At 40.9% G+C, this 16,119-nt stretch carries 12 protein-coding genes; 7 read left to right on the top strand and 5 right to left on the bottom strand.

The features are described 5' to 3' along the window. Complete coding sequence (locus BCU68_RS04895; RefSeq protein WP_102563679.1) at positions 1–852, top strand: transporter substrate-binding domain-containing protein; 852 nt, start codon at positions 1–3, stop codon at positions 850–852. Between the two features lie 15 nt (positions 853–867). Next, positions 868–2,346 carry a methyl-accepting chemotaxis protein gene (locus BCU68_RS04900; protein WP_102563680.1) on the top strand — a complete coding sequence of 493 codons (1,479 nt, stop codon included), beginning with the start codon at positions 868–870 and terminating at the stop codon, positions 2,344–2,346. A 246-nt stretch (positions 2,347–2,592) separates the two neighbouring features. On the opposite strand, the gene BCU68_RS04905 is transcribed toward BCU68_RS04900, so the two are convergent. The 3 genes from BCU68_RS04905 to BCU68_RS04915 are packed head-to-tail and all read right to left on the bottom strand — an operon-like array spanning position 2,593 to position 5,297. Then, the gene (locus tag BCU68_RS04905) at positions 2,593–3,681 is read right to left on the bottom strand and encodes a 3,6-anhydro-alpha-L-galactonate cycloisomerase (protein ID WP_102563681.1); all 1,089 of its coding nucleotides are present in this window, start codon (positions 3,679–3,681) and stop codon (positions 2,593–2,595) included. A gap of 25 nt (positions 3,682–3,706) precedes the next feature. Next, positions 3,707–4,333 (bottom strand): bifunctional 4-hydroxy-2-oxoglutarate aldolase/2-dehydro-3-deoxy-phosphogluconate aldolase, encoded by a 627-nt coding sequence (locus tag BCU68_RS04910; RefSeq protein ID WP_102563682.1) that lies wholly within the window; start codon positions 4,331–4,333, stop codon positions 3,707–3,709. A gap of 16 nt (positions 4,334–4,349) precedes the next feature. Continuing rightward, on the bottom strand, positions 4,350–5,297 hold the full coding sequence (locus tag BCU68_RS04915; RefSeq protein WP_198591681.1) for a sugar kinase: 948 nt from the start codon (positions 5,295–5,297) through the stop codon (positions 4,350–4,352). 368 nt (positions 5,298–5,665) lie between these two features. On the opposite strand from BCU68_RS04915, the gene BCU68_RS04920 reads away from it, so the two are divergent. The 3 genes from BCU68_RS04920 to BCU68_RS04930 are packed head-to-tail and all read left to right on the top strand — an operon-like array spanning position 5,666 to position 9,179. Continuing rightward, entirely contained in the window at positions 5,666–7,132 is a 1,467-nt protein-coding gene (locus BCU68_RS04920) for a mannitol dehydrogenase family protein (protein WP_102563683.1), read from the top strand. 11 nt (positions 7,133–7,143) lie between these two features. Then, complete coding sequence (locus BCU68_RS04925; RefSeq protein ID WP_102563684.1) at positions 7,144–8,160, top strand: zinc-binding alcohol dehydrogenase family protein; 1,017 nt, start codon at positions 7,144–7,146, stop codon at positions 8,158–8,160. Between the two features lie 11 nt (positions 8,161–8,171). Next, positions 8,172–9,179 carry an Ldh family oxidoreductase gene (locus tag BCU68_RS04930; protein ID WP_102563685.1) on the top strand — a complete coding sequence of 336 codons (1,008 nt, stop codon included), beginning with the start codon at positions 8,172–8,174 and terminating at the stop codon, positions 9,177–9,179. Between the two features lie 169 nt (positions 9,180–9,348). Here BCU68_RS04930 and BCU68_RS04935 read toward each other — a convergent pair whose 3' ends face one another. Further along, positions 9,349–11,775, bottom strand: coding sequence for a glycoside hydrolase family 2 TIM barrel-domain containing protein (locus tag BCU68_RS04935; RefSeq protein WP_102563686.1), 2,427 nt, complete (start codon positions 11,773–11,775; stop codon positions 9,349–9,351). A gap of 177 nt (positions 11,776–11,952) precedes the next feature. Continuing rightward, positions 11,953–13,140 (bottom strand): family 43 glycosylhydrolase, encoded by a 1,188-nt coding sequence (locus BCU68_RS04940; protein WP_241901274.1) that lies wholly within the window; start codon positions 13,138–13,140, stop codon positions 11,953–11,955. A gap of 351 nt (positions 13,141–13,491) precedes the next feature. Between BCU68_RS04940 and BCU68_RS04945 the strand changes: the two genes are divergently transcribed. Together BCU68_RS04945 and BCU68_RS04950 are read left to right on the top strand one after the other, a co-directional pair. Further along, entirely contained in the window at positions 13,492–14,499 is a 1,008-nt protein-coding gene (locus tag BCU68_RS04945; protein WP_102563687.1) for an Ldh family oxidoreductase, read from the top strand. Between the two features lie 333 nt (positions 14,500–14,832). Further along, a complete protein-coding gene (locus BCU68_RS04950) occupies positions 14,833–16,104 on the top strand; it encodes an oligosaccharide MFS transporter (RefSeq protein ID WP_102563688.1) in 1,272 nt (423 codons plus the stop codon). The last annotated feature ends 15 nt before the right edge of the window (positions 16,105–16,119 follow it).

Below are 16,119 nucleotides of genomic sequence, written 5' to 3' on the forward strand. Positions count from 1 at the left end.
ATGAAGATATATCAAAGTAAAAAAATACTCTTAATGCTTGTTGCCATCAGTGCACCATTCATGGCTCATGCAGAGATAAAAACACCGATGGTATTTCCAGGGCGAGATACACTCATTCTCGAGTTGATTGATTTAGCGCTTGAAAAAAGCGTAGCATCTCACGATATTACCCATGCCGACGAATACTTATCTGATGCAAGACTCGTAGAAGAGGTCCGAAATGGTAATATCGACGTTATGTGGGCTGGTGCTTCTCAAGACTTACAAAATCAACTTGAAGCTATTAAAATTCCAATTTTTAAAGGCCTTGCAGGCTACCGAATTTTTGTGATTGAAAAAAATAGTCAAAACAAGTTCTTTGGTGTTAAAAATATTGATGATCTTCGGAAACTAAAAGCAGGTCTCGGTCGGCTCTGGTCAGATACTAAGATTTTAGAAGCTGCAAAAATAGATGTAGTGAAACCAGTAAAGGCTGAAAGTCTTTTTCATATGGTTGAAGGCGACCGTTTTGATTACTTGCCTCTTGGTGTCCACGAATCTCATGGCGTAGTCCGAGACCAGCATGAACTGGATCTAGCGGTCGAAGAAAACATCCTTCTTGTTTATCCATCAGCCATGTACTTCTATGTGTCCAAAGAAAATAAACAGCTATACCATTCATTGAACTCCGGGTTAGAAACTGCGATAACAGACGGTACCTTCGATGAGGTTTTCTATAACTCACCACTTATTAAAGAGACATTTAAGTCAAGTGAGATAGCAGAAAGAAACGTGATTAACATTAAAAATCCATATTTACCTCTAGATGCACCAATTAATAGAAAAGAGCTTTGGCTTGATATTAATCGATAGAATAGGTTCGATGAAATGAATAATAGTTTAAGTAAATCACTCTCAATTTTCCTTATTTTAGTCGGACTTGTTGGGCTTGCTATTGGTGGTGGCGCCAGCTATTTCACGGTTAAAGACCGACTGAACACGGCGTACACGCAAGATCTTGAATCTACAATCGGTTTGGCTGATGCGGCATTGGTTGAAGCAATTTTTGCGTACGATTTTGAGCAAGCTCAGGCGGTCACCGATGCATTGATTAATTCCGAGATTTTGCGTTCTGTCGTGGTCGTGGATCAACGAGGCAAAGCGATAGCTAGTTCTGGAGCGCTTCTCAATGATTTGGTTAATACAGCACGTGCCGTTGTGCGTGATGACACTACGATAGGTACGATAACGTTTCAATTTGATCCAGCGATCATTAGCATCAACATGAAAAAAGAAATACAGTTAATGATGTTTGGCATTGTGTTGGTGTTGGTGTTGGTGATTGTTAGTGTATATTTCTTTATGCGTTCATTGGTTATCCAACCCATCGATGACGTGACGACATCGCTGTATCGTCTGTCGACAGGAGATGCCGATCTATCGCAACGTATTGACGTAACTAGTAGCAATGAGATTGGGCGATTAACAAAGAATTTCAACCACCTCATGGATAATCTAATGGACATGATAGGTGGGGTGGCTAATATTAGCGTTAACATCAGCGATATTTCTAATTCACTGATTAAGGTAGGTGGGCAATCACAAGATGATGCTTACGCACAGCAAGTATCAATGCAGACAGCTGTCTCGTCACTTGAGGAAATCAGTGCCTCAGCTGAAGATGTGTATCGCAATGCTGAGGCGACATTATCGAAAACACAAGAAGCCATCGATTGTGTCGAAGATGGTGGGCGTTTGGTTGAACAAAACGGAGCTTTAGCCACGAACCTTTCAGAGCAGATCAACGAAACGTCACAACGAATTGACGATTTAATCCAATCTTCTTCTGATATTGGTTCGGTTGTCGAGGTGATTTTAAGTATCGCAGAGCAAACGAATTTATTGGCCTTGAATGCTGCTATTGAAGCCGCGAGAGCCGGTGACCAAGGACGAGGCTTTGCGGTTGTTGCTGATGAAGTGAGATCACTTGCACAAAAAACACAAAATTCAACATCAGAAATTGAAACTATCGTCTCAAGCTTACAATCTAATGCTAAGAGCGCGGCTGATTCTATGGAAGCAAGTTTGGGGTCATCTCAAAAAGTAACGGTGGCAGCGATGACGCTATCATCGAATTTACAGAAAATTTCGATGAACATTGAATCAATCAATAGCATGAACAGCGAAGTAGCGGTTGCGACTAAGCAGCAAAGTGAAGTTACAAAGACTATTGCGGTTAATATCGATGAACTTAATCAATTATCCTCGTCTTTATTAGCAAACGCAATGGAAGTAAATACCAAAGTCGAAGAGCTTCAGGGAGTGAATCATAGTTTAACGACGAATATCGAACGTTTTAATATGTAGTTCTTTAATTACCTTATTTTTCTTCTGTTCATAAAGTGGCGTTTACGCCACTTTTTTTGGTAGAACCTAAGTGAGCTGGGATAATGACCCATGAGATATCGTTGAACGACATAGTGCTATATATGTCGAAAACTCAGTGTCAATTGATAAGTGAGGGCAGATAAAAAAAATAGTTAAGTAAAAGCCCCTCGAGAGAGTGAGGGGCAAAGGCTTTAAGGTAAGTAAAAAACATTCTTTTAGAAGGTATCACACTTGATACTGTGCGAACTTTTCCCAATCAAATTCGACGCCAATACCTGGAGTATCAGGGGCAACAGCCCGGTGGTTATCGACAACAAGTGGGCGTTTGGTATATTCGTCAATAGGGAAGCTATGCACTTCTAGCCATCCAGTATCAAACGCTGAAACTAAACTTACATGAAGCTCTTGCATGCCATGAGTACATACGGGTACTCCATGTTTTTTAGCTAAATTAGCAGCTTGAAGCCAACCAGTGATACCGCCACAGTTAGACGCATCGGGTTGTACAAAACCAAGTTTTGCCTGCTCCATGGCATAACCGAACTCGTGTATGGTGTGAAGGTTTTCACCCATAGCGAGTGGAATAGAAGTGTTATCTGCAATTTCGGCATAACCAAGATAGTTATCAGGGATGGTCGGTTCTTCAAACCATGTTATATTATATTGTTCAACAGCCTTAGATAACGTGATTGCTTGTTCAACGGACAACGAGTAGTTTGCATCGATCATAAACGTGATATCAGGACCGATAAATTCACGTACGGCTTTGATACGGTCGATATCTTCTTGCATATTCTCCCGACCGATTTTTATCTTGACAGCATTATAGCCATTTTCGAGATAGCTTTTAATGTTGTTTAGTAGTTTTTCGATTGGGAACTGAAGATCGATGCCGCCACAGTAAGCTGAGCAGGTATTATTTTTACCGCCAGCCATTTTCCAAAGTGGTAGATTTTCACGCTTACCTTTTAAATCCCAAAGGGCAATATCAACGCAGGACATTGCAAAACTGGAAATACCACCACGACCAACATAGTGAATGTGCCACTCCATAAAGTCGTAGATTTCATCGATATTGGAAGCATCTTTACCCAATATAGCCGGTTGAATATCATGTTCCAACATGGCTTTGATAGAAAAACCACCTTTACCACCTGTGTAGGTATAACCTGTCCCTTGACTCCCATCTTCTAGCGTCACGGTTGTTGTTATTAATTCAAAATGGTCATGATCGCCATGCTTAGCATCAGAGAGCACTTCTGCTAAAGGGATTTTAAATAACTTGGTTTCAATATTTTTAATTGTAGTATTCATACTGTTCTCTATTTTATGTTCATGCTTAAGCTACAGATTTGACAACTTCTCGAACCAGTCTACCGATTTCAGTCCAATTGCCATCGTTAACCAGTTTTTTATCAACCATCCAAGTACCACCGCAAGCGAAAACGGCTGGTAATGAGAGGTACTCGTGAACATTTTCGGGATTGATTCCACCGGTCGGCATTATTTTAATTTGTTGGTAAGGGCCGAGCAAAGACTTCAGCATATTCAAACCCCCAGAGGCTTCTGCTGGGAAAAATTTCAACGTGGTAACACCGAGTTCAATTGCTTGTTCGACCAAAGATGGATTATTCACTCCTGGAATGATATCAATGCCATGTCTTAAGCACGCATTGATCGTATTGGGGTTCAAGCCTGGTGAGACGATGAAATCAACCCCTGCTTCTTTAGCTGCAATCACTTGATTTTCGTTCAAGATGGTGCCGGCACCAATCAACATGTCTGGATAAGCCTTGCGAAGCAGTCTGACCGCTTCTTCTGCAGCGTCTGAACGGAAGGTGATTTCCGCAACAGGTAACCCATTTGCGACAAGCTGTTCACCCAATGGCAAAATATCTTCTGCACGATCAATGGCAATAACGGGAATGACTTTATAATGGGCTAACCGCTTATTTAATAGATGCATAACAATTCCTTAATAATTAGTTGCCGGCCATACGAGATTTCACTTGAGCAAGTGTTGGTAGTGGAGCTACGGCGCCGTAACCTGTAATGGTGATAGAGGCGGTCGCATTCGCATGAGCTAAACAGTCTTCTAAACTCAATCCATTGACATAATGGGTACAAAATGAGCCTGCAAAAGAGTCGCCTGCTGCAGTGGCATCTACTGGCGTGACTTGATGCGGCTTGATGTGATGGCGAGCATGTTCATTTGCAACGGTGGCACCGTCGCCACCTTGCTTAAGTACTACCACTTTAGCACCAAGCTTTAGGTAATGATCGATAATGTCATCAGGTTGCTCAAGTCCGGTAAGTAGTTGAGCCTCATCAACACTTGGAAAACAGATGTCGACGCTTGAAATGGTTTCTTCAATAATTGCTTTCGCTCGTTTTAGCGACCAAAGCTTAAGGCGCAAGTTAGTATCAAAAGAAACTAACGTATTATTACTATTGGCAATATCGATAGCACTGAAGACAGCATCACAACTTGTCGCACTGATCGCTTGTGTGATAGCAGTGGTATGTAGCAACTTAGCATGGCGGATTGCATCAACTGGCAAGCGAGAAGGAGTAATAAGCGATGCTGCAGAATTTTTTCTCATAAAAGAAAAATGATGCCCATCTTGATCGTGGGTAATAAAGTAAACACCAGTATGAGTATCTGAATTTGAGACCACTTGGCGTGAGCATACATGCTCTTGTTTCCACAAATCTAGAAACCGCTTACCAAACTCATCATCACCAAGGTGAGTTAACATGCCAACTTTCGCGCCCTGTCTGGCAGCTGCAATTGCGAAATTAGAGGCATCACCACCAAAGCCACTTAAAAAATCACCATCACCATCATTGGTGTTCTTTAGTTGGCTAAACTCAAACATTGGTTCACCAAAACTTAATACATCTGAATATATTGGACTGTTATCTTGCATCTTAGTACTCGCAAATTGATTTTAGATTGAAAGTAGAAGGTAAAACACCTACACCCACTAAAAATGGTTAAACTTTATTATATATTAATGATGAAGGTTTTCATGGTCAACCAATTGATCGGGTAATTAAAAGATTAAGCTCACACTTTTGTTAATAGTGTTAACTTAATCTTTTTCGTTATTTAATAAGGCTTTGTTCTCGTTGTTGTGCAGGTGGTACTCTCAGTTATGTTATGGGGATCACTTAATATTTGTTAAATTGGTTGTCCAATGTGTTGTATTGGTTGTGTGTTTGTGGCTATAATCGGCTTAATCCGGCAGAATTAAGCCGATTTTTAATATAATGGTCAATCAATCGGGCTTGGAATATGAAATCAAAAAACAGAATTTTGGATGCTAAATACTCATATCAAACAGATTATGATAGAGCATCACTACAAACGGATATTGTACATCTTGGTTTTGGTGCATTCCATCGAGGTCATCAGGCGGTTTATAACGACCTTACAAATCAAGCTACAGGCAAGTTGTGGGGAATTTGTGAAATAAATTTATTTGGTCCAGAAGACCTGATTTCTCAACTTAAACAGCAAAATGAACTGTTTACGGTTGTCGAGAAGTCTGCAAGCGGTACTTATACCCGATTGGTTAGAACTATTTCGGAGTCGATTCATACTCCTGTTGATGGTATTGATTTAGCTATTGCAAAAATGGTTGAAGATCAGGTCAAAATAGTCTCTCTCACAATCACAGAGAAAGGGTACTGTACCGACCCTCAATCTGGTCGCCTAGATTTGAGTAACGAATTGATTCAGCATGATTTAGCTAATCCACGGCTCCCTAAATCAGCAATTGGTTGTATTACCGAAGCATTACGTCAGCGTCGTGATTTAGGTTTAACTCCATTTAGTGTCCTGTCGTGTGACAATATTCCAGAGAATGGCTTATTGACAAAAGATGCGGTTGTATCGTTTGCAAAAGCGTTGGATCCATTGCTTGCTCATTGGATCGAAGAGTGTGTCACTTTCCCTAGTACGATGGTTGACCGAATTGTTCCCGCGATGACTGAAGACCAATTTGATGTTATTGAGCAGGAAACGGGTTATAGAGATCCTTGCGGTATTGTTTGTGAGGACTTCAGACAGTGGGTTGTTGAAGACAACTTTGTTGCTGGTCGTCCTGACTGGGATCTTGTTGGTGCCATGTTTGTAGGCGATGTTCTGCCTTATGAAGAAATGAAACTTCGAATGCTAAATGGTAGCCACTCATTCCTAGCCTATAACGGAAGCTTGGCTGGGCATGAATTTATTTACCAATGTATGCAAGATGAATCGTTGAAAAAAGCGACACTTCATTTAATGACCCAAGAGCAAGCTAAATCGTTACAAGAAGGAATTGAGGTCAATCTTGAAACTTACGCGGATCTTCTGATTCAACGATTTAGTAATACCAATATTAAACACAAAACGGGTCAAATCGCTATGGATGGTTCTCAAAAACTACCACAGCGTTCTATCGACCCCTTTATGACACTACAGCGTCGAGGTGTTGAGAGTGTGTGTCTTCCAATTGCTATTGCAGGGTGGATGCATTACACCCTAGCTCAAGCGATAAATGGCGAGACAATTTTTGACCCACTTGAATCTATCTATAAAGAGATCGCTTTAGCCGATATCTCTTCTGTGGAAAAGGCGAATGCATTACTTTCAATTGAAAAAATTTTTGGTACTTACAAGTTAGATAACCCAGAGTTCCACAACAAAGTGATTGCAGCGTTTACATCTATCGAATCTAAAGGAATCAATGCAGTTATTGATTCTATTGTTAAGAATTAAGGAAACTAACCATGAAAACACTCATTTGTCATGAGCCAAACAGCATTGAATATATTGAACGTGAAATCCCATCTATTTTAGATAACCAAGTACTACTTAAAGTTAATTCAGTCGGTATTTGTGGAACAGATATCCATGCTTATGCAGGAAGACAGCCTTTTTTTTCATACCCACGAGTGCTCGGACATGAGATTTGTGGAACCGCTGAAAAAATCGGTGAAGCTTGTCAAGCAACGACTTCTGGTAAGCGCTATTCAGTGATCCCTTGTGTACCGTGTGGAATGTGTGCAGCATGTCGTGAAGACAAAACGAACTGTTGTGAGAACGTCGCACTTTATGGTGTTCACCAAGATGGTGGCTTTTCTGAGTACCTAGCCGTCTATGAAGATAATTTGGTAGAGTTGCCAGAAAATGTCAGCAACTCTGAAGGCGCACTTGTTGAGTGTTTTGCAATCAGTGCTCATGCCGTTCGTCGTGCTGAAATTAGCGCTAGCAATAATGTTGTTGTTGTCGGTGCTGGACCTATTGGTCTAGCTGCGGCAGCGATTGCAAAAGCTGAAGGTGCTAATGTAGTAGTGGTCGATGTAGATGATAGTCGACGTGAACAAGTGGTTGCTAAACTAGGAGTTCAATCTTTAAACCCTTTTGAAGACGATTACGTTCAAAACTTGAAGAAAGCGTTTGGCGGAGAATTAGCGTGCGTATTGATGGACGCAACGGGCAATAAAGGGTCTATGTCTCGCAGTGTTGATCTGATCCGTCATGGTGGGAAAATTGTGTTTATCGGTCTTTATATCGGTGATTTGGTTCTAGATGATCCAACATTCCACAAGAAAGAAACGACGTTACTGAGCAGTCGTAATGCAACACGTGTCGATTTCGAGCGCGTTATTGAGTTAATGGCTTCGGGAGCAATTTCTCAAGAAATCATGAAAAACAAAGATTATGACTTTTATACTTTCGGCAATAGTTACAAACAAGATGTTGTTGAGAATAAAGAGTTAGTCAAAGGTGTGATCAATTTTTAAGGGGAAGCGATATGACAACGGTTAATGTTAAATCAGAAGAACTCAAATCTCTTGCCCTAAACAAATTACTCGGTGCAGGTTTAGATGAGAAAACAGCAAATGAAGTGACTGATGTTTTAGTCCATGCTGATATGACAGGCGTACATTCGCACGGTGTGATGCGCGTCGAGCACTATTGCCATCGTCTAGAAAAAGGTGGTTTAAACCGTAACGCGAAATTTAGTATTGAGCAGGTGTCACCATCTGTGGCGATTCTAGATTCAGATGACGGTATGGGGCATTCAGGTCTCATCGCAGCAACGAATCATGGTATTGAACTAGCGAAAGAAACAGGCCTTGGTTTTGTCAGTGTGAAAAATACGTCACATTGTGGTGCGCTTTCTTACTTTATGGAACAAGCAACAAGTCAAGGTATGATAGCAATTGCAATGACGCAAACGGATACTTGTGTTGCTCCTTATGGTGGTGCAGAACGCTTTTTAGGAACGAACCCTATTGCGTTTGGCTTTCCTGTTGAAGGGAATACGCCTATGATCTTAGATATGGCGACTAGCGCAACAGCGTTCGGAAAATTGTTACATGCAAAAGAAACAAACCAATCAATTGATGAAGGTTTAGCTATTGATGTCGAGGGTAACATCACGACTGACCCTCATAAAGTAGAGAACCTGTTGACGTTTGGTGGTCATAAAGGTTCTGGTATTGCGCTAGCAATTGATGCGTTGACGGGTGTGCTAATGGGCGCAAACTTTAGTAACCATATTGTTCGTATGTATGGTGACTATGACAAGATGCGTAAGTTGGCTAGTTTGGTTATTGTGATTAACCCTGAAAAGTTAGGTAATGCTTTATTTGCTGTTACGATGGCGGCGATGGTGTCAGAATTACGCTCTGTTACGCCAGTACCTGGTACGGAAAAAGTTCAAGCACCTAACGATCCACAAGTGGCATACAAAGCAAAATGTGAAGTGGAAGGCATCCCTGTAGCGAAAGGCGTCTATGCGTATTTAACGAGTTAAGTGCGTATTTAAAGTTTAAGCCGCTTTAATCATTGACTAAATAAAACCGCCCTTTGATTTGATAGTCTCATAGGGCGGTTTTTTCATACGTGTTTAATTAGCAATAAAATGAACACTCCCACTGCTAACCATTCTTTATTTCTAGCGTAATTAGTTTTGCGTTGAAGAGTTAAAAATCGTAAGTAAAGCGTCCAAGGTGCGGATGCAAAATAGAGAAAGAATAGTCCGCGTTTTGGTTTTTGATACGCATCAGTAATAAGGTTTTACCTTGATAGGTGTGACATTTTTTCTGGTTAAAGCAGGTGGCGGTGTTGATATTACCATTGTCACTGCCTATCCAATCGAGATTACACATGTCATCGAGGATAAAACTTGTATCTTGGTGTGTGATAGGGGCATTGTTTTTGTCAAGTATTGAGATAACAAATTGCTTCACTTCATCGTTGTCTGAAACAACTTCTTCAGTGATGTTTAGTGAATACGCTTGTTGTGTGGTAGCAATGGCATCAATGCATTCAGAGCGGTCATCTATTCGACCTCGTGCTTGAATGGAGCCTGCAGTGAAAGGTACCGCCCAACGCATTATGCGATCATTTTGATTTGTTAAATGCCGAATACCGTAAGTTTTCTCGTTGACCCATAATTCAACGCTAGGACAATTAGAAATGACTTCAACAATAATCCAATCATCGTTTTCATAATTCCAATGTTGCTCTACGTCATGCCATGACCATAGTCGCTGTTCCCACGCATGCGGGTCTTTTTCAAAGGCTAAATAATTCACCATATCGATGTTTAGATCGCTGCTGCTAGCTAGGTGAGTGTAGATTTTTGTGATCGGAGTTTCTGTCCACAAAGATTGAAACAAGAAATAATTCGGTTTTTTAAACCCTGCGGTATCTAATAATCCGCTGTTAGTGATCTTCGTTGGCCATTGATTGTGTGACTCTCCTAGGTAATTAATCCCAGTCCATAGAAAAAGTCCTGCAATAAATGGACGTTCAATAACCGCCTTCCATTCGTGCCATTGCGGCAAGTTCTCATTGCCGATAATGGGAAGGTGAGGGTAGTGTTGATGTCCATAGTCATAAATGACTCGTCGATAACTGTATCCAATGACGTCAAGTGCATCGGAATAACCAGAAAGGTAACTAACGGAGGGTAAGATACAATTGGCTGTCACGGGACGGTGGGGGTCGAGTGCTTTCACCCATTGAGTAAGTTTTTGAGCGGTTCTTCCAATGTCATATCGCTGTTTTGGGAGTGATTTGAGTTGTTGTGTAATTTCTGACGGCGAGTTTGGTGGAAGGCTCCAAAAGTAATTGCCATCCCATTTTGCGTCAAAAAAGCCGGTTGCTTGGACATTTCTTGGGTAGGTCCACTCAATTTCGTTGCCAATACTCCACATGAATATAGACGGGTGATTATGATGGCAAAGTAATGTGTTTGTAAGATCTTTTTCTGCATCCTCTTGGAAGTACTCGTAAGAACCTCGAGAATAATAATCAGCGTGTTGTTCTCCCATATTGTTGCGTTTATCTTTTGGGTAATCCCATTCATCAAAAAATTCATCCTGGACCAGTAACCCAAGCTCGTCACAAAGATCCAAAAGAACTTTTGAGGCTGGATTGTGAGCAACTCGAATGGCGTTAACGCCCCCACACTTTAGAATGGCTAATCTCCTTTGCCAAACTTCTCTCGGTACTGCGGCTCCGACAATCCCTCCGTCGTGGTGTAAACAGACACCTTGAATTTTCATTGGTCGATTATTAAGGAAAAAGCCTTTCATGGCGTCAAAGTGGATACTTCTGACGCCGCAGCGCTCTTCGGTAATATCAACTAAAACATTGTCAATATAGAGTTCGGATACGACGGTATAAAAAAAAGGAGTGTCGGTATCCCAAAGTTTTGGGTTTTTGATGGGTAAAATTAAGTGATATTTGTCGCTTACTCTCTCGATCTTAGTTTCGTACCGTGAGCTAGAAAGAGCTCCTGCTGCATTTGACTCAATGACTTTGGAAATTAACCGCATGGTTTTGTCTTGATGCCGCTTAGAAAACTCGATCTCAATATCTTGATGAATCTCTGCATAGTTGGGAGTTATCTTGTGTGTACTTAGTTTGTTTTGCCATAATCTGATATGAGATTGATCGGTCATGACAAGATGCACATCTCGGTAAATCCCAGAACCCGTGTACCAGCGGCTGTCAACGAATCGAGTTCTGTCGACTTTGATCAGTAATTCATTTTCTTCTTCGAGGTGTCGCGTAATGTCTATAATGAATGGAGAGTAACCGTAATGCTGAGTATGGAGGTGAGTTCCATTTAACCATATTTGGGAGTGGTTATAGATACCGTCAAATATAAGAAATGCATTTTGGTGCAGGCGAGTGATTGGGTTCGCAAACGTTTTTTTGTACCAACCGATCCCTCCAGGAAGGTAACCAGTAGCACCGTCTAATTCGGACGAAAATGGAAAAGCAATACTCCAATCGTGAGGCAGTTGAACAGCTTGCCAATCGTCCGCTAAAAAATGTGGAATATCCTTTAGTAGGAACTGCCACTCATCATTAAATAAATCATCATTTCTTGGCATATTAAAAAGCCTTATATCGTGTCGCTATTCTTATCACATCAACAATTTGTCCCGTCCTGAAATGTGTTTGCACATTGAGGACTAATGATGAAGTTTGCCTGAACCTATGTGGAATGAGCGGTGTATCATTTCTAATTAAATAAAGATGATACACCGTTAGTTCTAGTAGACTGTAAACTAGTTGCTATTCTGGAAGGTACCAATGTCTAGAACTTGTCGCTTGATACGGTATCGGCAAATAAAGTTCCAATTCCAGGATGGGTCATATTTATGGCATAAGCCCCATTCTAAACCTGGTTCGAGTGTTGAATCGAATTCTTCTGAACGGAAGATCCCCAACGCTTCAGGTGCGCCTTTAATGTAAGACATAATTTCGAAATTTATGCCATCTTTTGCCCACTGAATAGTATTTTTTTCAGGGCCATCAGTCGTGATCAATGACGCGATACCACCATTGTAGTGCCACACAGCTACTTCGTGACCACTATTAGATATTGGGTTGTACTCGGATTTGATGTATGGGCCAAGGATATGATCAGCAATCGCTACACCGTGCTTAATTTCACGGCCACCCATGTTCATTTCTTCGCCCATCGTTTCACCTTTGTAGTACAGGTAAAATTTATTGTCGAAGAACATTAGACATGGATCGTGCACTTTGTGGCTATCAAAGCTGCCTTTTGATTTAACAATAAATCGGTTGTCTTCATCACCTTGCCATTCGCCATCTTTTGAAGGACTTAAGATTGGTGCATCGGTTTTGGTCCAAGGTCCAAATGGACTGTCTGCCCATGCCATTGCGATTTCTTCATATTGTCGGTTGGTGTAAGGGGATTTGACCGTTTGGTAAACAAGATAGTACTTACCTTCATGAGCGAGGACTTCAGGAGTAAATACAGCACGATCATCGTATTCTCCAGGCTTACCTGCTTGAATGGCTGGGCCGTGCTCTTTCCAGGTGGTGCCGTCCTTTGAACTGGCATGCCATACTTCCGTTAGATCCCAAGGAAACACTTTGTCCTTGATGTCACCAGTAAACCCGATTGTTTCACCTTCGCCCTTTGTGTACCAACAATGATAGGTATTGTTGACTTTAATAACCGCTGTCGGGTCTCTGCGAATGACGCCATCTTCAAACTCAAAGTCGCCTTTAAGATCGATGACATCGAACTCGACCATCCACTCTGGCCCTTTTTTATCATAGCCTAACTCGATAGCGCGACGGCTCGCGAGGCTGAGTTTTTTTCCTGAATTGTCCATATCTACCTCTAAGAATAATGTTAAATCTTCGGCAAAGGTAAACCAGTTTTGAATTTGGTGCAATGAGTAGTCGGCAGGAGAGATAAGTTGCGTGACAAGGCGCACGTAATTATTTACAACGGAGTATAACTACGCCTATATGCAGTATGCGTTAGCAAGGTAATGCTTTTAAAACCGAATTAAGCGTAGCTATGGGGATGCAGCCTAATAATTCGTATCATGATGATAAATAAATACGCATGATAATCAAAATGCTTAGGACAAATAATGATCAATTGGTTTTCCAATGTGCCGTTTTTGGTGATCCACGTGATTGCGATCACTGAAATATATCAAGCAATCCATTATAAATAATAGCTATTGGTTAACCAAGAGGTGATTTACGTTTTTAGAAAGATGATAAATACCGCCTGTTAGTGAATAACACGACTTAATACACAGTTTTAAGAGGCAAATATGAGAACAGTTAGGGTAAAAGAAGAAGCGTTGAGAGCCATGGCAACTCAAAAGCTTGTAGGTGCAGGGTTTTCTGCACTGGATGCAAAGTGTGTGACCGATGTTCTGATATACGCTGACCTAACTGGTGTTCACTCTCATGGTGTTATGCGGGTTGAGCATTATTGTCAGCGAGTCATGGCTAGTGGGTTGAATGCGGCGGCTGAGCATCAGCTTGAAGCTATATCACCTTCTGTGGGTATATTGGATGCCAATGATGGCTTAGGACATCCTGCCCTCGCGGCTGCGACTAAGCACGCCATCGAGATGGCTAGTGATACTGGACTTGGATTTGTTAGTATCAAAAAAGCCTCACACTGTGGTGCGCTTTCTTATTTTATGAATATGGCAACAGATGCTGGGATGATTGGGCTTGGTATGACTCAAACTGATGCTTGCATGGCCCCCCATGGTGGGGGAGAACGATTCTTGGGGACGAACCCAATAGCGTTTGGTTTTCCTGTGGAAGGGAGTCATCCAATGATTATCGATATGGCGACCAGCGCGACGGCTTTTGGAAAGTTGTTGCACGCGAAAGAGACGGGTAGTGAAATTCCGCTCGGGGTGGCTATTGATGTCGATGGTAACGAAACTACAGACCCACATAAAGTGGAGAGTTTATTACCTTTTGGCGGTCATAAAGGTTCCGGTATTGCATTGGCAATTGATGCCTTGACTGGGATATTGATGGGGGCCAATTACGGTAATAACATTGTTGGAATGTACAGCGATTATGACAAAATGCGAGAGTTAGCAAGCCTGGTCATCGTAATAAACCCGGAATTTTTTGGTAATCCGTTATTTTCTCATACTATGGCTTCAATGATAGGTGAATTAAGAGCCGTAACACCTGCACCTGGTTTTGATAAAGTACTTGCTCCTAATGATCCTCAAATGGATTACAAGTTAGATTGTTTAGAACATGGAGTTCCTGTCGCAGGGGGGGTATACGAGTTTCTCACCAGCTAGAATCCGTTATTATTTGCGACAAGGTGAGCTTTGATTTTCATAGCTCACCTTTTTTTGTTTGTAATATTAATATTTATTTTATTCTGTCTTATTGAACGAACCTGTTTTGTGGTAGATCAAATGCTATAGCTATATTTTATAGACGATAGATCTTAGCTTAAACGCAAGGTCTAATCCCACCCCCTATGGTTGACCAAATCTAATTATTAGTTATCCAATATCGCAAAGTGTTACACCTGTCACTGAATATTCATATGTCACTCTGTAGTATCACGACTAGATATTTTGAAGCTAGTCAAAGTAGTGACTATTTAGGTATATAACGGAGTAAATATGAAAACCGATTCGAATAAAGTGGCGATGGGAAAAATCTGCCTTATGTACTTCTTTTATAATTTTTTTTGGTCCTTGAGTTCCGGTTCACTATTCGCAGTGTGGTTGAACGACACTGTTGGTATTGACGGATCACAAATAGGTGTTTTATTTGGACTGCAAACTGGTATTGCAGTTTTATTTAAGCCTGCTATGGGTTACATCATGGATAAGTTAGGTCTTAAGAAAAACTTACTTTATTTCATTTCACTTCTCAGTGTGTTAATCGGTCCATTCTATATTTATGTGTATGGTCCTTTATTGAGTAATGACTCCACATTCATTGCAGGTATTATTTTAGGATCTGTTTATTTAGGTATGCTGTTTCAAGCGGGTAGCGGTGTAATAGCATCTTATTCTGATCGATTTGCTCGTTGTCACAATAATGATTTTGGCTTAGTAAATGGTTTTGGTATTGCAGCGTGGGGCGCATCAGCAATTCTTGCAGGTTATCTTTATAACATCAATCCAGACTTGATTTTTGTGGCGTGTAGTGTTGCCGCACTACTTATGTTGTTTTTTGCTTACTCTTTGCGTGTGGGTCACTTGGATGAAGTGGATAACGAAGTATTATCTGCTGAAAAAATAAAAAAAGAAGATGTAATAAAGTTACTTAAAAACAAGAAGATGTGGGCATTTATGACTTATGCTGGCACCATCTCGGTTGTTTTCTGGACGTCAATGACACAGTTTACTCGTTACTTCATTAGCTTCTTCCCTACGCAAGAAGAGGGCATAACGTTTAGTTCAAATATGGACGGTATTACTGCTATTTTCTTATTTATTGTGAGTGCCAGTGTGCCTTTCATTATTAAGAAAATTGGTGCAAAAGGTAGTTTGCTTCTTACTGCTGTTGGTATTACATCATTCCTGCTAATGATTGGCTTTGCAGGGTTAGGTGAAAAGAATCTTTATCTTGCGATCGTAGCTAAACTATTATTTGGCATTGTTAATCCACTACTTATCGTATCCGTCTTTGCTTATATTGCAGAGCAGTTTGATAAAAAAGTTAACTCTTTCACTTACATGTTTGGTTTTCAAGTTATCAATAACCTAATGACAGCAATTGCTGCTCCAGTCATGGGGACTATGTACGATGCGCACGGCTTCCCAATGAGTTATATCTATTTTGGCGTATTTTCAGCTATTGCAACTGTTTTAGCGATATTCACTCTAAGTTCATCAAAAAAAGTCGTTGAGCGAGAAGAAGTGCAAGAACCTATCCAAGCGTAAATTATCAATCTGGAG

Origin of the sequence: Vibrio sp. 10N.286.49.B3 (assembly GCF_002873395.1) — a bacterium.
GTDB lineage: Bacteria > Pseudomonadota > Gammaproteobacteria > Enterobacterales > Vibrionaceae > Vibrio.

What these genes read in the sequence shown, in the direction of transcription:
- BCU68_RS04895 (WP_102563679.1), top strand. Translation starts at nt 1, where the DNA reads ATGAAGATATATCAAAGTAAAAAAATACTCTTAATGCTTGTTGCCATC.
- BCU68_RS04900 (WP_102563680.1), top strand. Translation starts at nt 868, where the DNA reads ATGAATAATAGTTTAAGTAAATCACTCTCAATTTTCCTTATTTTAGTC.
- BCU68_RS04905 (WP_102563681.1), bottom strand. Translation starts at nt 3,681, where the DNA reads ATGAATACTACAATTAAAAATATTGAAACCAAGTTATTTAAAATCCCT.
- BCU68_RS04910 (WP_102563682.1), bottom strand. Translation starts at nt 4,333, where the DNA reads ATGCATCTATTAAATAAGCGGTTAGCCCATTATAAAGTCATTCCCGTT.
- BCU68_RS04915 (WP_198591681.1), bottom strand. Translation starts at nt 5,297, where the DNA reads ATGCAAGATAACAGTCCAATATATTCAGATGTATTAAGTTTTGGTGAA.
- BCU68_RS04920 (WP_102563683.1), top strand. Translation starts at nt 5,666, where the DNA reads ATGAAATCAAAAAACAGAATTTTGGATGCTAAATACTCATATCAAACA.
- BCU68_RS04925 (WP_102563684.1), top strand. Translation starts at nt 7,144, where the DNA reads ATGAAAACACTCATTTGTCATGAGCCAAACAGCATTGAATATATTGAA.
- BCU68_RS04930 (WP_102563685.1), top strand. Translation starts at nt 8,172, where the DNA reads ATGACAACGGTTAATGTTAAATCAGAAGAACTCAAATCTCTTGCCCTA.
- BCU68_RS04935 (WP_102563686.1), bottom strand. Translation starts at nt 11,775, where the DNA reads ATGCCAAGAAATGATGATTTATTTAATGATGAGTGGCAGTTCCTACTA.
- BCU68_RS04945 (WP_102563687.1), top strand. Translation starts at nt 13,492, where the DNA reads ATGAGAACAGTTAGGGTAAAAGAAGAAGCGTTGAGAGCCATGGCAACT.
- BCU68_RS04950 (WP_102563688.1), top strand. Translation starts at nt 14,833, where the DNA reads ATGAAAACCGATTCGAATAAAGTGGCGATGGGAAAAATCTGCCTTATG.